Below are 21695 nucleotides of genomic sequence, written 5' to 3' on the forward strand. Positions count from 1 at the left end.
ACTCGGGGTAAAGGGTTTGCTACGCGGGGACCCAAGCACGCCGAGTTCGATGTTGCCCGGACTTCTACACGGTACTGCTCGCGACGAGGTGCGCCACGCCAACGAGGCCGGCGACAAACAGAACGACGAGCACCAACGCAATGAGGATCATCGGAAGCACGCCAGCCCTTCCCACTCGCGACTCCGCGTCGGCCCTTCGACCACCGAGGCCGATAAAGGCCCAGAGTACGGCCCGTATATAACCCAAGAAGTTCGACATGATTCCTCTCAGACTTGGGGCCCACTGCGCACAAAATTTGCAATCTTGGCCCCGCGGCTACTTTGGCGGTTTCGGGCTGGAAATAACAGGAGCAGGTGGCGTCAAATGCGCCGTATCAGATGGAATACGGACGCGAGAGCGACCGACTGAAGCAAATAGTGGTCCGGAGATGCCGGGCGACAGCCTGAGTTTGCCAAGTTGTGCCGCCGGAGCCACTTGCGGCGAGGCGTCCAAGAGGTGCCGGACCTCTGGGCTTTCGGGCTGGTTGCAGCCTCGCGGGGTGCCCCGTTGGCACAGGGGCTGATCAGTTTGGGGAACAATTGCGAGCATGAAAGTCAGCATCCTTCCTGTGGCCATACTCGCAACGAGCATGGTGCACGCTGCTCCTCGAGCGGCTGACGTAGCGGCGGGGAAGGCAGCGTTTACGGCCTGCGCGTCATGTCATCAGGTTGGCCCCGCTGCGCGCAACGGATTTGGTCCTCAACTCAACGGAGTTTTTGGCCGGCGCGCCGGCATCGAACCCGGCTTCAAGTATTCGCCTGCGATGAAGAAGTCGGAAATCGTCTGGTCGGAGAAGACCCTGGCTGCGTATGTTCGTCGCCCCGACGATGTCGTGCCCGGCACGAAGATGCGTTTCTATGGATGGTCGTATGGCGACCAGAAGCTTGCCGACCTGTTCGCATATCTTCGGACTTTCCCGTCGGTTGACTGAGTGAGCAGGTACGCCAGCAGGCTGCCAGAAACCGACTTTCGCGCTCCGTTCCAGGTCGTGGTCGACGGAAGGCTCTCAGATGCGCCAAGAAAAGCCCGCCGGAGCGGGTTGAATGCAGCCCGTGAGGGAGGTGGAGAAGGAGCAGACGAACGGGCTGCCGGGTTCGGCATCGGATGCGACCGACAGGTGGGGCGCCCGGGCCTGCTGGCAGGATGCGGGCAAACACCAGACCTCTCGTTCAAGGATCCAGCGATGCCTTCCGAGCCGCGTGATTGGCCATTCGATAGCCCTCCAAGCATGGCATGCCTGACGGTCCGTTCGATTGTCGAGGGCATGAAGCCCGTCTTGATGGCCTCACGGGACGCGCAGGACGGTGCCTGGCAGTTCCTCACGGGCGACGCCTTCGACGCAGCAGAAGAGATGCTGGTCTCGCCCACGAGCATGGTTGACCGAGACCTGACATTGGTCCAACTCGCAGACATGCGACCAGGCTGGATGGCATGGCGTGAGCATGGCGGAGCTCCATGGAGTCGGCAAGCCGATGCTCGGCAAACAGACGAATAGATCGACCGGTTGAACCCGCAGGCATAAGTAGAACTACGCAACTCGACACGCCATGACTCCAGGAACCGAGGGCTACGCGGAGCACGCCGCAGAGTTGGCCAAAAGATTTGAAGGTGTTTCGTTTGCCGAAAAGCACGCGGCCGTCATACACCTCCTGCCTTCGGTGCCGTCTACGGTGCTCGACGTCGGTGCCGGGACCGGTGCCGATGCTGCATGGTTTGCTTCAAGAGGTCATCGGGTCGTCGCGGTCGAGCCCACGGATGAGCTGCGCCGCGCAGGCACTGAACTGCATGGGGCGCATGCCTTCGAATTTGCCCGACCTCGCTCGCATGCCGGCTTGCGACGAAAGCTTCGATGTCGTCATGCTCACGGCTGTATGGATGCATCTTGACGAGCTGGAGCGGCGCAGGGCCATGCCGCGGCTTGCGTCACTGCTCGCACCTGATGGAGTCCTGGTGATGTCTATCCGGTATGGCCTGGCGCCAAGCGAACGACGCATCTTTGACGTGTCCGACGAGGACGCCGTCGCATTGGCCTCGAACTGCTCGTTGAAAAACGTGCTTGCCCTACGTGGCCGACACCCGTGGTCAAACATGCAGCTAGTTGTCACGACCGCGCGTGCCACTGCAAGCTGGAAGGCCAAGTTCAGCCTGGTCGAGGCCCTTCGATCTTTCTGAATGGCAGCGATTTCTTACAGCCGCCTCGGCACCCTTGCCTGGTGGGCCACCGGTGGACGTCCCATAGGAGGTTTCATTCAGTCGCGACACGAAATCACGTTGAACGACCGCTTTGACATATTGCGAGCTGGCGTTCTGGGCCCAGTGCCGTCTTTCTCGCGATTCGTACGGAGGTCGGCAATGCGAATCGAAGCTGTCATTGCAAACTGCAAACTGGTGGCGTTCTTCTGCAGCACTAGAGCACCGGACGCGCCATCGCGGTCCTGCCACCCTCTTCATGAGGCTGGCGTCGCGATAGAGGCATTCCCGCTGATAACTCATAGCCCGCCTGGTCATCGATGGGCCAGGCGGCCATCGGCGCTCGTACCCCAGAACAACAAGATCACCGCGCTGGGCCGGCGGACCTGGAACGTCCTGCTTCACATGGCGCGGAACCAGGGCCTGGAGCGCGAAACCTTTCGCGCGGCCCTGACGGACATCGTCAAGGGCGCAGGCCTCGGGTGTGAGCGCTGACATTGTTGAATGCGAAGTCCGCAGCGTCTAGGCACGACCTTGGACACCGCGGTACGCGATCCATTCGCGGCCCCGATGTCCTTGCTCGCCATTGCCTCGTGAAGCCAGTGGCCGGGCGGGAGGGCAGGCCGGCAACCGCGGCGCCCGGGAACGACACCTAGTAGGTCATCTCGATGGCCACGCCTTGGGTCCACCGGCTCTCCCAGTGTGCGAGGTAGGTTGCAGCGTGAGTGTCCGGTCGTCCCCGTCGCTTGATGGCCTGAGGCCGCCAGGACGGTCAGATGTCGAGTACGCGCCTGAGGCCGCCGTAGGGCACCCTCGATGCGGTAGACCTCCGCGAAGTAGCGCATCGCCTCGTGCGCGAGCCCGGGCGGAGAGCCCTTGGGGGCAGCCTCGATCGCTTCTGCCTGACCCGTCATTGAACTCTCCGAAGAAGGGAGAGCTGACCTTCGCCGATCACGCGCCTTCAGGCAATGACGGGGAATCTCGGACACTCACGTTGCAGCCACCTTCGGATCGGTCCAAACCACCAGCACATTTTCGGAGTTGGACTTCGCCGCTGCCTGGGTGTAGTTGAAGGACCCCGTTTGGGTGTGCTTGCCGTCCACGACGATGTACTTGTCGTGGTGGATCGCGTAGGTGGAGATCACCCGGGTCGGGATGTCGGCGCCGACGAGCAGGTTCATCGCCGCAATGTTCGCCTTGCCGCGGTTGCCCTTGTCATCGATCAGCACGCGCACATCGACCCCGCGTCGCTTCGCATCCGTCAGCGCGCGCACAACGCTCGGCGAAGTGAAGGAGTAGCCAGCCAGCCTGACCGAAACGCGCGCGCTGTCGATGACCTTGAGCACAAGGGCTTCGGAGCCTGCTTCGAGCGAAAACGCCACCTCGGTCTTCGCGTCGGAGGGCAGGGGGCCCGTTGAGCTGGCAGCGTCTTCCTGCCTTCGCCGACCGGATCGCTTTCGTCGGCCCGGACGGGGTGCAGGCGAGCCGGTCCTTTCGCGAATCGCCACGGCGCGTATCGTTGTAGGCCGAGAAACGAGCCGGCGACGGGCGACGGTCGGGCGACATCGTACGTCCACGACCTCGGCCACAGCGGTCCTGCGAGGCCGCTCGCGGGTCGCCGCCGTGAGGCCATCAAGCCCCAGCTGCCCGGTCCTGGCACGGATCAGCCAAGCGACCGACCGGTCTTGCGCACCTGATCGACAGTCCCGCTTCCGGCTCGATGGGAGCAAGGATCGAGCAGGCTTCACGCCAGTAGTTGCAGGCCTCTTCGACCGGGAAGGCTCGGACATCGGCGGGAAGAGCGGGCAAACTCGGAATCGCTCATCGGGGTTTGACGCTCAGGGCGTCCGCCAACGATTCGACGCTATACGGCTTTAGAAGCATGCGGAATTCCGCGTTGCTCATACCGGCCGCTGCTCCGGCATACCCAGTCGTCAGCACGATTGGCAACTCTGGGCGCCTGCGCCGGATCTCGCGCGCCAGGTCGAGGCCGCTCGTGCCCCCGGGCATCATGATGTCCGAGAACACGATGTCGATACTGCGCGCATTGGCCAGCGCGCCCAGCGCAGCGGCCGCGCTGGAGACGTGGATGACAGCAAACCCCAAGTGACCCAGCATCTCGCGCGTGAGCGACGCGACTTCTTCGTCATCTTCGACGAGAAGCACCTGGCGACCGCTGCCGTCGCCACGAACTAACGGCGCGCTCGTTGCGTCAACCGGCGCGGCCGGCTTGCTCAGCGAGCGAGGCAATAGCAGAGTCACTGTGGTGCCCACCTGGAGCTCACTGTTGATCCGGATCTGGCCGCGAGATTGCTGGGCAAAACCATAAACCTGCGGCAACCCCAATCCTGACCCCTTCCCAACCTCCTTGGTTGTGAAGAACGGCTCGAACACGCGATCCAGAATCTCCGGTGGCATCCCGCTCCCCGTGTCGGAAACGGAAAGCTGAAGGTAGGCAGATGGCACTCCCTCGTCTGCCGCCTTCATGACGTTCCTGGCGTCGATGGTGATGACGCCGCCGTCGGGCATCGCGTCCCGAGCGTTGGCAAATAGGTTCAGCATCGCCAGCTCGAATTCGCCCACATCGATCTCGACTGGCCACAGGTCGGCTTCGAAGTCCGTCTCCACACGGATGTTCCCGCGCAGCGAGTGCTCGAGCATTTCACGCATGCCCTGGAGTTGGACTGCAAGGTCGACCGGCTCGGGATTGATCGCCTGTCGGCGCGTGAAAGCAAGTAGCTGGTGCGTCAAACCGGTTCCCCGTGCGACTGCACGGCGCATCGCTGCGTGGATGCGCTCCCGCTGCTCCGCCGTCATGTCGCGCTCCAGTAACTGCAACCCGTTTGCGAACACGGCCAGCAGATTGTTGAAGTCGTGTGCCACGCCTCCGGTCAGCCGCCCTATGGACTCCAACTTCTGGGATTGCCGCAGCGCTTCCTGGGCTTTTCGCAGGCGCTCCTGGTCGAGCACGCGTCCCGTGACGTCATACACGAACTGGTAGGCACCAATGCGCGCGCCATTGCCCTGACGCAGGGTGCTGTAGCGCATCTCATAGAACCGACGATCCCTCGCCGGATCTCCAAATTCCCCGATCTCGACGAACTCCTCGCCGCCGAGCGCGCGGCTCCAGACGGCCTTCACGGCGGCCTGTTGTTCGGGCTGCGGAGCCAGCAGCTCCAGCATGCTGTCGCCGACCTTGGGGCGAACGCCGAAAATGCGCTCGAACTCGTCCGCCGCCGCCCGATTGATGGCAAGCCATCGGTAGTCGAGATCGGCGACCTGCACGAATGCATTGGTGCCTTCCACGGTGTCGGCGAGCAGCTTGCGCTGTGCAAGCGCCTCGCTCACCCGGCGTTCTAGCGTCTCGTTCAGGTCACGCAGATCGCGCTCGACCAGCACTCTTCGGGTCGTCTCCGAGACTGCACAAAACATTCCCGCGATCGTGCCGCTCTCATCACGCAGCGGCGAATAGGAGAAAGTAAACCACGTCTGTTCGTCGTAGCCTTTGCGATTCATCACGAGCGGCAGATCCTCGCGATAGATCGCCTGGCCCGCCATGGCAGCGTCGATCAGGGGGCTGATGTCCGGCCAGATCTCCGACCAGATGTCTTGGAAGCGCATGCCCAAGGCGCTTGGATGCTTGGCGCCGAGGATTTCTGCGTACGGGTCGTTGTAGAGGAACCCAAGCGCCTCTCCCCATGCGACGAACATGGGAAAGCGCGATTGAAGAAGGAGCCCGACGACCGTTCGTAGCGGTTGCGGCCAAGATTGCGGCGGGCCGAGCGGCGACCGCGTCCAGTCGTGCGAGCGCATCAATGCACCAACGGCGCCGCCTCCGTCCAGAAACTCGGCGGACTGACCTATCGCTGGCAACTTCGAATCAGACATGGTGACTCTTCAGCGCGTTCGGGCGAAGGCCCTGACGCTACGTTCACTCGAACACGCCTCGGCTGGGTGAACCTTGTTTCTTCCTGGTCAATGTGTTGGCGCGGGGCACCCTCTTGACGGGAGTCGTCCAGAGGCTATCAACGAATTTATCTGACCGTGCCTGGCATTGAATTGGAGGGAACCCGCACAGAAGCGTCGACAGGCTGGTCCACCTCGGAACGTGACCTTCGCCTACATCTTCAAGGAAAACAGAGTAGGGCGCAGTGGTCGGCTCGCCGTTGGGAGCAGCAACTCGCCCACTGCGCTCAAGATGCGCAGGACCCTGGAGCTGCTCCGGATCCAGGCACCTTGGCTCGAGGTGGACGGCGAGATGCACGGCGACCTGGCGCTTGACGGCAAGCAACGCGCTGCGGTGATGCCGCGCGGCTCGCTGGCCGGAGACGCCGACCTGCTTGTGTTCCCCAACCTCGACGCCGCGAACATCGCCTACAACCTCCTGAAGACGGCTGCCGGCGGAAACATATCGATCGGCCCGGTTCTGCTCGGTGCGGCGACCCTGTGCATATCCTCACGCCGAGCGCCGAGCGCCGAGCGCCGAGCGCCGAGCGCCGAGCGCCGAGCGCCGAGCGCCGGGTGCGGCGAATCGTCAACACGACCGCACTGGCGGTCGCGGATGCGACTGCAGAGCGCTCAGATGAGACCGCGCGAATTGGGGGCAAATGCTTTCCTGAGAGTTCGACGCGCTCGAGGTCCGCTTACAGACTCGAAGCGGACCTGTCGACTCGATGTGCGACTGGCAGGTGACCGCCGGGACTGCCTGTTCGTCAAGCTTGCCAATAGCTGTCCTCGAGCACGCCGAAGCGCTAGGCGCGCCGCCGAATTATCCTCGCGGCCAGAAACCGCCGATCGGGATGCGACTGCAAATGACTGCTTCCTTTTGCGGATTCAACCGGTCGATGCAACACACTGATGACTGCCGCGCCGGGCTCGCGTCCTCGAGCGCTGGGTTCAGCGTGATTGGCGAGATCAGAGAGCCCGGCTCCCAATCGATCCAGTTGAGTTTGCACGCGACACCGAGCGACGTGTCGGGGTGCCATGTTGCAGCCACAAATCGACGCTTCGCATCCCGGATAGCTTCCGGCAAAGCGGCCAGACATGCATCGAGTTCGCCCTCTGGCAACCTGGCCAGATCGGCGATAGAGCGAATAGTGGCATCTCATTCAAACTCCTGCAAAACCGTCGGTTGACGGCGCCGTCGGAAGCGGACGAATCTCACACCGAGACGTCCGGTCCCACCATCTTTGAACAACAAGCGAAGATCGCGCGGATCGGCTTTCTTGTCCTGTCGACGGCAAGGAAGCTCGGGTGTCGCGAGGTATGGCCAAAAAGCTGCATGACCTCGGATACGTGCGAACCCGACTTCGTCGAAGGTGGCGCTGGGCTATGTCTACAACCTGTCGAAACGCAGCGCGATGTACGCCAACGTCGAGCGCCTCTCGAACAGCAACGGTGCCGCGCAATCGCTCGGCGCGGTGCTCACCTCGCCGAACAGCGCGTCGACGGGGACCGAAGTCGGTTTCCGCACCGCCTCCTAGCGGCACGTGGGGGACGGAACTCGGTCGCGATGCCCGGCCTACGGGCTGCGGCGCCACTGCCTGCCGGCCGGCGTCAATGCTCTCACGATCGCGGGACCTTGCTCGATGCGACCCGCCCTGCGGATGGTTTCCGGTATGTCAGCTTCCTCAAACCCCGCGGCGACCAGGCTGCGAATCACATCCACACCGTCGAGCCGCGCAATCTCGACGGGCAGGCGTTGCGTTTCCAACCAGTCGAAAAGGCTTACCGCCGGCGCGCCAAGGCGCTTGGCGCGGGCCAGCGTGATACGCCGGTCCGCTGCTTTCATGGGAGGTCGATCTCCGTAGGTAGCAGGGGCGCGTGGGATGGCGCCATCCGCGACTTGAACAGGCTGCCGATGGGCTTGCGCGCACGGCGGGTGTCGCAAGGTCGAGATCCTCCATGGCGGCGAATCCGCGTCGGGCTCGCCACGTCGAATCCCCCGAATCCGGGGGCGGCGCGTGGCGCCTGCTCGCCGGGTCGTTCTTTGCTGTCCGAGGATTTCGGATCTGTGTCTGACGGACCTTTCACGAAGCGCTCCTTGAGGACTCGTCAAGATCGCGCGACCTGTCAGCAGAAAAGACGGCCGCCGGCCCGATGTCAAGTGGGATTGCGCCTGCGCCGTGCGTCTTGGCGCCAAGTTGGAAGGACAAAGAACGGATGCCAGGCGCCGCGCACGTCGCGACAGGAACCAGCATCGCCCACACACGACCGGCTGACGAATCCGAGAGCCTATCGCCCGACCTTGCCATGATCGATAGATCTGCCGTTCAATAGTCAAGCGCAAGCTTTCGAGTGAGGAAAGCCCGGCGAGGCGGTACCCCACGCGAACCATCGACGCGCATTCCGCACAGAAGGACGATCCATCATGCAGCGCCATAATCCGAGATCCATCCTCCTCGTCACGGCCATCGCAGGCCTTTATCTGATGTGGGGATGCACGACAAGCCATCGTGCCGCCGAGGCAAGCACGAAGACAGTCCAGTTCTCGGCGACCGGGATGAACGCCGGTCAGATCGGCAGGGCGTTCCTGCGCCCGCAGTCGGACGCCACCGTGGTGACCATCGAAGTCTCGGGGCTCAGCGTCGCGACCACATCGCCGTTGCAGTTGTACATGGCCGTGTTCGAGGGTCGATGTGGCGCCCTTGCGCCCAATCCCGAGTACATGCTCGACAAGGTTGTCCGCGTCACCGATGTCAACAACCCCACGTCGCTCGTGTCAGGCAGCGGACCTTTCCGCTTGACCAATACAGCGCCTGCAACGTTAACGCAGCTGACCAGTTCGCCCCATGCCCTGGTAGTTCGGACGAGTCCTGCTGACATGAACCGAGAGGTGTTCTGCGGGAATCTCTGAGATGGCACTGCCCTCGCCAGCGAGGCCTGCTCCTGTTCTCTCTCGCCCGGTGCAACAGCAGATGAAAATCTCCTATTGAACCTGGATGACATCCTCGGCCTCATAGCGCGGCGAGGGAGAGCCCCCAGCGTTCGCTGATTTAGTCTTCCCATGCAATGTCAAAAGACATAGGAAGAGTCAACGCAGGTCAATGATAAATGCCGGGGGACCGCGCGCTCGCGCTTCGTCACCCGGCTGGCACATCCCCCGAGCCTCTCGATGCGACGTTGGCCGCACGTGCACCACGCACGAGTTGTACGTGTGCGCTCGGATAGACCGGCGGGCGGGATGCGGAAAACAATCGCGCGCAACGGACAGTGAGGGAGTCGGCAGCAGGTTCCGAGCGTGCCGATGCATGACCCGGGCGCGTGCGCCACAGCAGGCCCTGGGCGGGACACCAGACATCGTTCAAACGGCGGCGAACGTCAGCCAGGACGGTGCCGACCTCCGGCATTGGAGACATGCGATGACGACCTTTCAGACGGCACGGCGATGAACCGTGCCCACCGGACCTTGTGGAACGCGAGCCTGGGCAGCTGGGTCGCGGCGCCCGAAACGGCGAGACGGCTTGGCGGTGGGCGATCCGGCGCGGGCGTCCGGGCTCGAGCGCTCACGTCGGCAACGCTCTTGCTCCTTGCGGCGCCGCTTTGCGCGCTGGTTTCCACCGCCGCGCATGCCCAGCAGAATCTGTCGTGGTCGCCCACCGGGCCCAACTCCGGAGGCTCGGGGCCCTGGGACACGACGACATCGTCCTGGTACAACGGAACGGTCTTCTCGCCGTGGACCAACTCGGGCAACAGTGCCACGCTGGCCGGCGTGCCGGGCACGCTCACCCTGGCCGCACCGATCTCGGTGCAGAACCTCACCTTCTCGAGCGCGGGCTACGCGATACAGGGCGGCACGCTCACGCTGCTCGGTGCGGGTGGGGGCTCGACGATCACCACCTCCGGGGGCACGGACACGCTCTCGTCGGTCCTCGCCGGCGGCGCGCTCGTCCGTGCCGGCACGGGGACCTTGGTGCTCACGGGCGTCAATACCTACACCGGCGGCACGACGCTGAATGGCGGGACCACGCAGGTCCTCGCCGACAGCAACCTCGGCGCCGCGGCGGGCGCGCTCAGCTTCAATGGCGGCGCGCTCGCGACCACCGGCAGCTTCAGTTCGGCACGCGCCATCACGCTCAACGCGGGGGGCGGCACCGTCGAGGTGGGCAGCGGCACGGCCCTCACGCTGAGCGGGGTGCTGCGCGACGGCAACGGCCCGGGCTCGCTCACGGTCGGCGGCGCGGGCACGCTGACGCTGACCGGGACCAACACCTATTCGGGCGCGACGACGATCCAGGCGGGCAGCACGCTGCAGGTGGGCAGCGGCGGCACGACCGGGGCACTCGGGAGCGGCGCCGTGACGAATCTCGGCGCGCTGATCTTCAATCGCAGCAACGCCTTGAGCGTCGCCAACGCGATCTCCGGGACCGGCACGCTCACCCAGAACGGCACAAGCACCGTGACCCTGTCCGGCGCGAGCAGCTACAGCGGCGGCACGACGGTCCGGACCGGGACGCTGCAGGTGTCGGCCGACAACAACCTGGGGAGCGCGGCCGGCGGCTTGACGCTGGCCGGCGGCACCCTCGCGAGTACGGCGGCTTTCAGCATGTCACGCGCGGTGGTCCTCGCAGGCGGCGGGACCTTCAATACCACCAACACGCTGACGCTGAGTGGCAATGTCAGCGGCACCGGCCCGCTCACCAAGTCCGTCGGCACCGGCACCCTCGCGCTCAATGGGGTGGTCAGCCACTCGGGGGGCATCACGACCTCGGCCGGCACCCTGGTGCTCGGCAACGCGGGCAATACGTTCACGGGCGGTCTGGCGCTCAATGGCGCAACGGTGCAGGTGGCCACCGACGGCTCGCTTGGCGACGCATCCAACGCGCTCGTGTTCAACGGTGGAACGCTCAACACCACCGCCAACCTGACGCTGGGGCGCGGCTTCACGCTCAATGCCGGCGGCGGGATCGTCAACGCCAACAGCGGCACGACCCTGACCCTCAACAGCGCGGTGTCCGGCGCCGGTGCGCTCATCTACAACGGCGCCGGAACGACCCTCGTGAATGGCGCCAAGACCTACACCGGCGGGACGCGGATCGATCGCGGCGTGGTGCGTATCGTGGCCGACAGCGGCCTCGGCGACGCGGCGGGCGCACTTCGCTTCAACGGCGGCACGCTGGCGATCGGGGGCACCTTCGCCACTGCACGGGCGGTCAGCCTCAACGAAGGCAATGGCGGCGGCATCGTCAATGTGGACGCCGGCCAGACGTTGTCGATCGACGGGCTGATCGCGAACGGCACCGCGGCCGGCGGACTCACCAAGCAAGGGACCGGCACGCTGGTCCTCACGGGGGCCAACAGCTACTCGGGCGGCACCACGCTGAGCGGCGGCACGCTGCAGATCGCGACCAACGGCAACCTGGGCGCCCCCGCGGGGGGCCTTACCTTCGCCGGCGGCACGCTGCGCACGACGGCCGACATCGCCATGGCGCGGGACGCCGCACTCAACTCGGGCGGGGGGACCTTCAACGTCGATCCGGCCACCACCCTGACCTTCGGAGGGGTGCTTGCCGGCACCGCCGGAGGTCTTGGCAAGACGGGGAGCGGCACGCTGGTGCTCACGGGCGCCAACACCTACACCACCGCCACGACCATCAGCGCCGGCACCTTGCAGGTCGGCACGGGCGGCACCACGGGTTCGCTGGGGGCCGGCACGGGCGGTGTGGTCAACAACGGGGCGCTGGTCCTCAACGTCGGGGCGGACCGCACGCTGTCCGGCGTCATTTCCGGGACGGGCACGCTGACCCAGCAGGGCAGCGGCACCACGGTGCTGACCGGCAACAACAGCTATCGCGGCGCGACGACCGTGGCAGCGGGCGCGCTGATCGTCAACGGCGTCCAGACCACGGCGACCGGTGCCACGACGGTGGCCTCCGGTGCCACGCTGGGCGGCACCGGCACCATCGGTGGCAGCGTGACAGTGGCCAATGGCGGCATCCTCGCGCCGGGCGGCGCAGGCGGCGGCGTGGGGACTCTGACCCTGAACGGGGGCCTCGTGCTGAACAGCGCCTCGGTGCTGAACTACAGCTTCGGCCAGGCCAATGCCGTGGGCGGGGCACAGAACGATCTGACCGTGGTCAATGGCGGCCTGACCCTGGACGGCACGATCAACGTGGCGCGCACGACGGGCAGCCTGTTCGATCCGGGCGTGTACCGCGTGTTCAGCTACACCGGCACGCTGACGAACAACACGCTCGCGGTGGGGACCCTGCCCGCCGGCTCCTCGGCCACCGTGCAGACCGCCACCGCCAACCAGGTCAACCTCGTGGTGAGCAGCGCCACCCCGATGCAGTACTGGGACGGCGGCAACGCGGCCAACCACAACAACGGCGCCGTCAATGGGGGCAGCGGCCCGTGGCAAGGGCCCGGCGGCAATGCCAACTGGACCGCGGCCGACGGCGCTGTCAACGGGGCATCGACGCCCGGTGCGGTCGCCATCTTCCAGGCTGCGCCCGGCACGGTGACGGTGGACAACGCCACGGCGGGCCAGGTCACGAGCGGCGGCATGCAGTTCGCCGCCAACGGCTACCTCGTCGACGGCAGGCCCATTGCCCTGGCAGAGACGACGCCGGGCTCAGGCGTGACGACCTTGCGGGTCGGGGACGGCACCGCCGCCGGCGCTGGCTATACGGCGACCATCGCTGCGCCCCTGCAGGGCAGCACGCAACTGCGCAAGACCGACCTCGGTACCCTGGTGCTTACGGGCGGCAGCACCTATGCGGGCGGCACGAGCATCACCGGCGGCACGCTGCAACTGGGCAACGGCATCTCGACGGGGTCGATCGTCGGCGACGTGAGCACCGGCACGGTCGCAGGCTCCACAGGCACGCTGGCGTTCGATCCAGCCGCCGGCGCCACATTGACCCAGGCAGGGATCGTCTCGGGCCTGGGGCGGGTGACCCAGATCGGTGCCGGCACCACCGTGCTGACCGGTGCCAACACCTATACCGGGGGCACCACCCTCTCTGCCGGCACGCTGCAGATCGGCGACGGCACCACGACCGGATCGATCACCGGCCCCATCGCCAACAATGCCGTACTGGCCCTCGACCCGGCCAGTTCGGCCACCGGCACCGCGTCCAGCGTGATCTCGGGCACCGGCGCGGTGCAGCAGATCGGCCCCGGCACCACGGTACTGACCGGTGCCAACACCTACACGGGCGGCACCGCGATCTCGGCGGGTACGCTGCAACTTGGCAACGGGACGCTCAATGGCTCGATCGTCGGCAACGTCAACGACAACGGGACGCTGGCCTTCGCACCGCTGAATTCGATCACCCTGAACGGCGTGATCTCGGGCACCGGCGGACTGCGTCAACTCGGCCCGGGCACCACCTCGCTCGGTGGGCTCAACACCTACGCCGGCGGCACCCAGCTCAGCGGCGGCATCCTGCAGGTGGCGAGCAACGGCAACCTGGGTGACCCGTCTGGCGCTCTCGCCATGGCGGGGGGGACGCTCAACACGACCGCCAGCTTCGCCACCGCGCGCACCACCACGCTGACGGGCGCAGGCGGCACCTTCAACGTCAATGCCGGCACCACGCTCGCGATCAGCAGCAACCTGACCGGCAACGGCGCGCTCTTCAAGAACGGTGACGGCACCCTGGTGTTGACCGGCAACAGCGCCTACACGGGCGTGGGAACCAGCGGCGGCCTCACGGCCAGTGCCAACACCTCCATACTGGCCGGGACACTGGAGATCGCAGGTGCCGGCAATATCGGAGCGGGCGCCCTCAGCATGGGCTTCGGAACGAGCACGGCGGGCACGCTTCACACGACATCGACCTTCACGCTGCCCAATGCCATCGCGATCAACCCGGGCAACGGAGGCGCCAACTTCAACGTCGATGCGGGCACCACGCTGACCCTGGCCGGCGTGGTGTCGGGCACCTCGCTGGGCGCCCAGTCCTGGCTGGCGGCGCCGCTGGTCAAGAGCGGCGCGGGCACGCTGGTGCTGGCGGCCAACAACTCGTTCGGCACCAACTCCCCGCAGGCCACGCGGATCCTGGCGGGCACGCTGCAAGTGGGCAACGGCGGCACGACCGGCACGCTGGCCGCCCCCGCGGTCCAGAACAGCGGCACGCTGGTCTTCAACCGGTCCAACCCCTATAGCGTTGCGAACGCCATCTCGGGCACGGGCGATGTGCGGCAGGTGGGCTCGGGAACGACCACGCTGACCGCCGCCAACAGCTACACGGGCGGGACGACGATCAGCGCAGGCACGTTGCAGGTGGGTGCCGACAACAACCTGGGCGCCACCAGCAGCGGCGTCACGATCGACGGCGCCACGCTGGCGACCACCACCACCTTCGCGATGACGCACGCCACCGCGCTCAACACCGGCGGCGGCACGTTCAACGTGGCAACCAGCACGGCACTGACGGCCAACGGCGTGATCGCGAACGGCAACGGGCCGGGGGCGATCACCAAGACCGGTACTGGCACGCTGGTGCTGAACGCCGCCAACACCTACAGCGGCGGCACCTCGATCAACGCGGGCGGGGTGCAGGTCGCGAGCGACGCCAACCTCGGCGCCGCGTCCGGCGTGTTGGCCTTCAACACGGGCACGCTCGCCAGCACCGCCTCCTTCGGCACGGCGCGCAACGCGACGCTCAACACAGGCGGCGGCATCCTGGACGTCGCCGTGAACACGAGCCTGACGATGGCGGGCGTGCTCTCGGGCCCAGGGACACTCACGAAGGCTGGCGGCGGCACGCTGGTCCTGTCGGGCGCGAACAGCTACGGTGGCGCGACCACCGTCTCGGGCGGCGCCCTGTTCGTTCAGGGCAACAACGCAGGGGCCACCGGCGCCACCTCCGTGGCGAGCGGCGCCACCTTGGGCGGCAACGGCACAGTGGGCGGCAACGTGGTGGTCGCCTCGGGCGGGAGCCTGTCACCCGGCCATCCCGACGGTACCGCCGGCACGTTGACGGTGAACGGCAATCTCACCCTGAACCCCGGGGCCTCGGCGAACTACAGCTTCGGCTCGCTCAACGGGGCGTCCTTGAACGATCTGACGGTGGTCCATGGCAACCTCTCCCTGGGCGGCGTGCTGAACGTGTCGACGCCGGCCGGCGGCAGCTTCGACCCGGGCATCTACCGCGTCTTCAACTACGACGGCGCGCTCACCAACAACGGCTTCCTGATCGGCAGCGTTCCGCCGGCGACCTCGGTGACATTGCAGACCTCCATCGCGAGGCAGATCAACCTGGTGAACACGACCGGGCAGCTGCTCGCGTTCTGGGACGGCGCCGCGCCTGCGAACAAGAACAACGGCGCCGTCAATGGCGGCGACGGCGTCTGGCAGGGACCGAACACGGGCGGCAACGACAACTGGACAAGCGGTAGCGGCGCTGCCAACGCGCCGTGGACCGACACCGCGTACGCCATCTTCCAGGGCACGCCCGGGACGGTGACGACCAACACCACCGCGGCCGGTCCCATCCGGACCTCGGGCATGCAGTTCGCCACGAGCGGCTACACGGTGACCGGCAACGCGATCACGCTGCTCGAGACCAACGCGGGATCGGGCGTGACGAACTTCCGCGTCGGCGACGGTTCGCGTTCGGGGGCGACCTCGATCGCGACCATCGGCGTGGTGCTCGGCGGCACCACCCAGCTCCAGAAGACCGACCAGGGCACGCTGGTGCTAACCGCTGCGAACACGTACACGGGCGGCACGGCGATCAATGCCGGCACGCTGCAGGTGTCGGCCAACAACAACCTCGGGGCACTGTCCGGCGCGCTTTCGCTGGATGGCGGGACGCTCAACGTCACGAACGGCTTCACGACCGATCGACTGGCCACCCTGGGCACCGGCGGTGGCACGTTCGGCGTGGCCGGCTCGGCGACCTTCGTCATGACCGGTGTCGTCGGGGGAGTCGGTGCACTGACGAAGACCGGCACCGGGATCCTCACGCTCACGGCGGCCAACAGCTATGCGGGCGGCACGGCGATCCGGGGCGGCACGCTGCGCGTCGCGTCCAACGGCAACCTGGGCGCGGCCGCCGGCGGCCTGATCCTGGACGGCGGCACCCTCGACACGACGGCGACCTTCGACTCGGCGCGTGCGACCACGCTCGATCCGGGCGGCGGCAGCTTCGCCACGGAAGCGGCCACCAGCCTGACCCTGGGAGGCGCCGTGAGCGGCGTCGGCGCATTGACCAAGACCGGCACCGGCACCCTGCGGCTGACGGCCGACAACAGCTACGCGGGCAGCACCACCGTCTCCAGCGGCGTGCTGCAGATCGGCGCCGGCGGGACCACCGGAACGCTGGGCACCGGCAGCGTGGCCAACGCCGCTTCGCTGGTGTTCAACCGCTCGAATGTGCTGGGCGTCGGCGCGCAGATCTCGGGCGTCGGCTCGGTGGCCCAGAGCGGCAGCGGCACGACGGTGTTCACCGCCGACAACACCTACACCGGAGGCACCACGATCGCCGCGGGCACCTTGCAACTCGGCGGCGGGGGCACCACCGGGAGCGTGACGGGCAACATCGTCGACAACGCCGCGCTCGCGATCAATCGCGCCGATGTCCTGACCTTCGGCGGCGCCGTCAGTGGCAGCGGTCGTCTCGAGCAGGCCGGCACCGGCACCACCATCCTGACCGGCAACAACACCTATGCGGGCGGCACCACGATCGCGGCGGGCGCCTTGCAGCTGGGCAATGGCGGGGGGACGGGTGCGATCCTCGGCAACGTCCTCGACAACGGCGCCCTGGTGTTCAATCGCTCGGGGAGCCAGGCGTTCAATGGCCTGATCTCGGGCACCGGCACGGTCGCGCAGATCGGAACCGGCACCACGGTGCTCGGCGGCGCCAACAGCTACGCGGGCGGCACGCGGATCAGCAGCGGCACGCTGGCGATCTCCAGCGATGCCAGTCTCGGTGCCGCCACCGGTGCGCTCACCTTCGATGGCGGCACGCTGAGGACAACGGGCAACCTGTCCATGGCGCGCGTGACCTCCCTCCAGGCCAATGGCGCCACGATCGAGACGCAGGCCGGCATCCTGACGCAGGCCGGCACGCTCCAAGGCGTCGGCGCGCTCGTCAAGATCGGTGCCGGCACGCTGGTGCTGCAGGCGGACAACGGCTACAGCGGCGGCACCACCATCGCGGCCGGCACGCTGCAACTGGGCAACGGCGGCCCCTCGGGCAGCATCGTGGGCGATGTCGCCGACAACGGCACCCTCGTCTTCAACCGCAACGACGCGCTGACGCTCGCGGGCGCGATCAGCGGCGCCGGGGCGCTTTCGCAGGTCGCCAGCGGCATCACCACGCTGAGCGGCAACAGCGCCGCCTTCTCGGGCACCACCAGCGTCACCAACGGCGCCCTGTGGATCAATGGCGTGCTGGGCACGGACGCCGCCACGCTGAACGTGGCCAATGGCGGCACGCTCGGGGGCACCGGCACCTTCGGTGGCAACGTGACCATCGCCGACGGCACGCTCGCGCCCGGCAACTCGCCGGGTACGCTGACCATCGTCGGCAACCTGGCATTGGCCCCGTCCTCGGTGCTGGCCTACGAGTACGGACAGCCCAACGTCGTGGGCGGCGCGCTCAACGACCTCACCGTGGTGGGCGGCAACCTGACCCTGGACGGCACGCTCAACGTCAGCGCATCGGGCGGCGGCGCCGCGAGCCCGGGCCTGTACCGGGTGATCAGCTACGGTGGCACGCTGACCAACAACGGCCTGGCGATCGGCGCGCAGCCGCCGGGCAGCACGCTGGTCGTGCAGACCTCCGTGCCGCAGCAGGTCAACGTCATCAACACGGCGGGCCTCGCGCTCAATTTCTGGGATGCCGGCGGCGCGACGCACAACAACGGCGTCATCAATGGCGGTGACGGGGTGTGGCAGGGCGCCGCTGGCAACGACAACTGGGCCGATGCCAATGGCGCGATCAACGCGCCCTACACGAGTGGCGCCTTTGCGATCTTCTCCGCCTCGCCAGGCACCGTCACCGTGGACAACAGCCTGGGCGCCGTCGTTTCGGGCGGCATGCAGTTCGCCACCAGCGGCTATCGGGTGCAGGGCCAGGCGATCTCCCTGGCCGCCGGCAGCAACACGCTGCGCGTGGGGGACGGCTCGGCGCCGAGCGCAGGCTACGTCGCGACGATCGCCTCCGCGCTGACCGGTGCCGGCGGCATCGACAAGACCGACCAGGGCACGCTCGTGCTCACCGGCGCCAACAGCTACACGGGCGGGACGACCATCACGGCCGGCACGCTGCAGCTGGGCAATGGCGGCTCTTCGGGAAGCATCGTGGGCAACGTCGTCGACAACGGCACGCTGGCCTTCGACCGCGCCGACCCCGTCACCTTTGACGCGGTCGTCTCGGGCACGGGCGGCGTCGTCAAGCGGGGTGCCAACGCGCTCACGTTCACCGGCAACAACAGCTATACGGGCGGCACCACCATTTCGGGCGGGAGTCTGCAGGTCGGCAACGGCGGCACCGGTGGCGCGATCGCGGGCGATGTGGTGAACAACGCGTCGCTGGTCTTCAACCGCTCGGACGATGTCGGCTTTGGCGGCGTCATCTCCGGCACGGGCAGCGTCACCAAGCTCGGCGCCAACGCCCTGACGCTGACCGGCGACCACACCTACACGGGCAGCACCACGATCGGCGGCGGGACGTTGACGCTGGGCGATGGCGGCACCACCGGATCCATCGCCGGCGATGTCATCAACAACGGGACGCTGGCCTTCAATCGCTCCGATGCGTGGGTCTACGCCGGTGCAGTGTCGGGCCCCGGTGCGCTGGCACAGCGTGGCCCCGGCACCACGATCCTGACGGGCACCAATGTCTACACGGGCGGAACGACCGTGTCGGGTGGGACGCTTCGACTTGGCAACGGCGGAACGACCGGCAGCATCGTGGGCGATGTCGCCAACAACGGCACGCTGGTGTTCGATCGCTCGGACGCGGTCCAGTTTGGCGGCGTCGTATCGGGCAGTGGCGCGGTGGTGCAGGCTGGCGCAGGGACGACCGTCCTGACGGGCACCAACACCTATGGCGGCGGCACCACGATCGCCGCAGGCACCCTGCGGATCTCGCAGGACGCGAATCTCGGTGCCGCGGGCGGCGCGCTCACCCTCGCCGGCGGCACGCTCCAGACCACGGGCAACATGGCCACAGCGCGCGCCACGACCCTCGGCGCCGCGGGCGCCTTGTTCGACACGGCTGCCGGAACCACCCTGACGCACACCGGCAGCGTCGCGGGCAGCGGCGCCCTGGTGAAGGCAGGCGCCGGCACGCTCGTGCTGGGCGCCGACGCCACCTATGCCGGCGGCACCACCATCCGTGGCGGCACGCTGCGACTGGGCAACGGCGGCACCACAGGCAGCATCGCGGGCGATGTCGTCAACAACGGCGCGCTGGAATTCGACCGCGGCAGCGCGCTCAACTTCGCGGGCGTGATCAGCGGCAGCGGCACGGTCACCCAGCTCGCCAGCTCGAACCTGACACTCTCCGGCGCCAACAGCTACAGCGGCGGCACGGCACTCAAGGCCGGCCAGATCACGATCGGCAACGGCAGCGCGCTGGGCACCGGCGCCCTGGCGATGGACGAGGGCACGACCCTGGGCTTTGCGGCCGACGGACTCAACCTCGCCAATGCCTTGGTGCTCACCGGGACGACGGACCCGGTCATCGACACCGGGAGCTTCACCGAAACGCTGTCCGGCGTCGTCTCGGGTGGCGGCGGCCTCACGAAGAACGGCAGCGGCACCCTGGTGCTCGCGGGCGCCAACACCTACGCGGGGACCACCGCCGTGGCCGCGGGCACACTGCGCGCGGGCGCGGCCAACAGCTTGAGCGCGGCCTCGGCCCACACCGTGGCGCCGGGCGCCACGCTCGACACCGGAGGCTTCAACCAGCGCGTCGCCGCCTTGACCAACAGCGGCACGGTCACGCTCCTGAGCGACGCGGCAGGCAGCACGCTCAAGGTCACGGGCCCCTATGTCGGGAACGGCGGGCTGCTGCGGCTCGGCACCACCCTGGCCGGCAGCGCCAGCGCGAGCGACAGACTGGTGCTCGATGGGCCTGCGGCGGTCGCCAGCGGCAGCACCAGCGTGCAGATCACCAATCTCAACGGGTTGGGTGCATTGACCACGGGCAATGGCATCGAGGTCATCGGCGCGACGAATGGCGCCACCACGACCGCGCAGACCAGCCGGAGCGCGTTCAGCCTGGCGGGTGGGCACGTGGATGCGGGCGCATTCGAATACCGGCTCCATGCGGCCGATGCGCTGGGCGCTGGCGAAAGTTGGTACCTGCGCTCGACGACCACGATCGTCCCTCCCGTGATCCCGCCGCCGGTCGGCGAAGTGGTGCCCCCGGGCGAAACGCCGGGCGTGCCGTCCTTGCCTCCTTCGATCCCCCCCGTGCAGATCCCGACCTACCGCGCGGAGGTGCCACTGGTGGCCGCACTGCCCGCGCAGTTCAGGCAGGCCGATCTCGCGATGCTCGGCAACCTGCATCGGCGCATGGGTGATGAGGACCCCGCATCCATCGCCGCCGCGGGCGCCGGCGGCGGGTTCGATGCCGCGGCCGGTGGCACGCGACGGGCATGGGGCCGCCTCGTGTATGCCGACCTCGACATCGAGCAGGGCGGTGTGGCCCAGCCGCGCAGCGACGGCCACGTGAGTGGGCTGCAGGTCGGCACCGACCTGTTCGTGACCGACGCATGGAAGTCGGGGATCTATGTCGGCTACCTGGACGGCGGCGCCGACGTCACAGGCAATGCCCGCGGGCTCACGGCACGGGTGGGCCGCAACGACCTGCGCTCGCGCTTCCTCGGCGCGTACGCGACCTGGATGGATGCCAGCGGCTGGTACGTCGACAGCGTGCTGCAGGGTGCGAGCCAGCGCTACGACATGAAGCCCGACATCAATCCCCGGGTCTCGGGCAAGGGCAGCAGCTTCACGGCCTCTATCGAAGGCGGCAAGGCCTTTGCGCTGAGCGAGCGCTGGAGCATCGAGCCGCAGGCGCAGCTCGCCTGGCAGCACAGCAGCTTCGACGACCTCGTCCTCGGCGGCGCACGCGTGCAGCAGGGCGCGGACAGTGGGTGGATCGGGCGGCTCGGCGTTCGCATCAAGGGCGACCTCGCCACCGGCGCAGGCCGGCTGCAGCCTTATGGGCGGTTGAATGTCTACCACGCGAGCTTCGGCGACGATGCCGCCACCTTCATCGGGCCCGCGGGCGCCACCGTGATCGCGAGCGGCGGGGGCTACAGCGCCGCCGAAGTGGCGGCGGGCGCGACACTGGCGCTGACCCCGGCAACGAGCCTCTACGGCGAAATCGGCCACCTGTGGAGCCTTGGCGGCGACGCCACCGTGAAGTCCTCCGTGCAAGCCTCTCTGGGTGTGAAGGTGCGCTGGTAGAGATCGCGCCGGGGCGAGCGCACATTTTGGCCCGATGGGATCGTTGTCTTCGCCAACATTCAGGACAGTTCCAGCTTCAAGTCGCGC

Annotated in this window: 9 protein-coding genes and 1 pseudogene; 6 read left to right on the forward strand and 4 right to left on the reverse strand. The window is 67.3% G+C overall.

The window, feature by feature from the left end:
* Nucleotides 1-64: 64 nt before the first annotated feature.
* Entirely contained in the window at nt 65-259 is a 195-nt protein-coding gene (locus ACSFBL_RS28785; RefSeq protein ID WP_435519237.1) for a DUF2970 domain-containing protein, read from the reverse strand.
* Between the two features lie 328 nt (nt 260-587).
* On the opposite strand from ACSFBL_RS28785, the gene ACSFBL_RS28790 reads away from it, so the two are divergent.
* Nucleotides 588-971, forward strand: coding sequence for a c-type cytochrome (locus ACSFBL_RS28790; RefSeq protein ID WP_435519238.1), 384 nt, complete (start codon nt 588-590; stop codon nt 969-971).
* 770 nt (nt 972-1741) lie between these two features.
* Nucleotides 1742-2212, forward strand: coding sequence for a class I SAM-dependent methyltransferase (locus ACSFBL_RS28795; RefSeq protein ID WP_435519239.1), 471 nt, complete (start codon nt 1742-1744; stop codon nt 2210-2212).
* 1007 nt (nt 2213-3219) lie between these two features.
* Here ACSFBL_RS28795 and ACSFBL_RS28800 read toward each other — a convergent pair.
* Both ACSFBL_RS28800 and ACSFBL_RS28805 read right to left on the reverse strand, forming a co-directional pair.
* The gene (locus ACSFBL_RS28800; RefSeq protein ID WP_435519323.1) at nt 3220-3636 is read right to left on the reverse strand and encodes a phospholipase D family nuclease; all 417 of its coding nucleotides are present in this window, start codon (nt 3634-3636) and stop codon (nt 3220-3222) included.
* 415 nt (nt 3637-4051) lie between these two features.
* On the reverse strand, nt 4052-6118 hold the full coding sequence (locus tag ACSFBL_RS28805; RefSeq protein ID WP_435519240.1) for a PAS domain-containing protein: 2067 nt from the start codon (nt 6116-6118) through the stop codon (nt 4052-4054).
* Between the two features lie 280 nt (nt 6119-6398).
* On the opposite strand from ACSFBL_RS28805, the pseudogene ACSFBL_RS28810 reads away from it, so the two are divergent.
* Nucleotides 6399-6808 (forward strand): annotated as a pseudogene (locus ACSFBL_RS28810) (phosphate acyltransferase); the annotation flags it as partial.
* A 740-nt stretch (nt 6809-7548) separates the two neighbouring features.
* Nucleotides 7549-7713: a hypothetical protein gene (locus ACSFBL_RS28815; RefSeq protein ID WP_435519241.1), complete on the forward strand. Its 165-nt coding sequence runs from the start codon at nt 7549-7551 to the stop codon at nt 7711-7713.
* Nucleotides 7714-7751: 38 nt separating this feature from the next.
* Here ACSFBL_RS28815 and ACSFBL_RS28820 read toward each other — a convergent pair whose 3' ends face one another.
* The gene (locus tag ACSFBL_RS28820; protein ID WP_435519242.1) at nt 7752-8021 is read right to left on the reverse strand and encodes a hypothetical protein; all 270 of its coding nucleotides are present in this window, start codon (nt 8019-8021) and stop codon (nt 7752-7754) included.
* 579 nt (nt 8022-8600) lie between these two features.
* Between ACSFBL_RS28820 and ACSFBL_RS28825 the strand changes: the two genes are divergently transcribed.
* Together ACSFBL_RS28825 and ACSFBL_RS28830 are read left to right on the forward strand one after the other, a co-directional pair.
* The gene (locus ACSFBL_RS28825; RefSeq protein ID WP_435519243.1) at nt 8601-9086 is read left to right on the forward strand and encodes a hypothetical protein; all 486 of its coding nucleotides are present in this window, start codon (nt 8601-8603) and stop codon (nt 9084-9086) included.
* 531 nt (nt 9087-9617) lie between these two features.
* Nucleotides 9618-21608: an autotransporter-associated beta strand repeat-containing protein gene (locus tag ACSFBL_RS28830; RefSeq protein WP_435519244.1), complete on the forward strand. Its 11991-nt coding sequence runs from the start codon at nt 9618-9620 to the stop codon at nt 21606-21608.
* The last annotated feature ends 87 nt before the right edge of the window (nt 21609-21695 follow it).

This window comes from Variovorax glacialis, assembly GCF_051216375.1.
Taxonomy (GTDB): domain Bacteria; phylum Pseudomonadota; class Gammaproteobacteria; order Burkholderiales; family Burkholderiaceae_C; genus Variovorax.

Excerpts from the sequence above, each read along its gene's own strand:
- ACSFBL_RS28795 (WP_435519239.1), top strand. The coding sequence starts at position 1,742 with ATGCTGCATGGTTTGCTTCAAGAGGTCATCGGGTCGTCGCGGTCGAGC.
- ACSFBL_RS28785 (WP_435519237.1), bottom strand. The coding sequence starts at position 259 with ATGTCGAACTTCTTGGGTTATATACGGGCCGTACTCTGGGCCTTTATC.
- ACSFBL_RS28820 (WP_435519242.1), bottom strand. The coding sequence starts at position 8,021 with ATGAAAGCAGCGGACCGGCGTATCACGCTGGCCCGCGCCAAGCGCCTT.
- ACSFBL_RS28825 (WP_435519243.1), top strand. The coding sequence starts at position 8,601 with ATGCAGCGCCATAATCCGAGATCCATCCTCCTCGTCACGGCCATCGCA.
- ACSFBL_RS28790 (WP_435519238.1), top strand. The coding sequence starts at position 588 with ATGAAAGTCAGCATCCTTCCTGTGGCCATACTCGCAACGAGCATGGTG.
- ACSFBL_RS28830 (WP_435519244.1), top strand. The coding sequence starts at position 9,618 with ATGAACCGTGCCCACCGGACCTTGTGGAACGCGAGCCTGGGCAGCTGG.
- ACSFBL_RS28805 (WP_435519240.1), bottom strand. The coding sequence starts at position 6,118 with ATGTCTGATTCGAAGTTGCCAGCGATAGGTCAGTCCGCCGAGTTTCTG.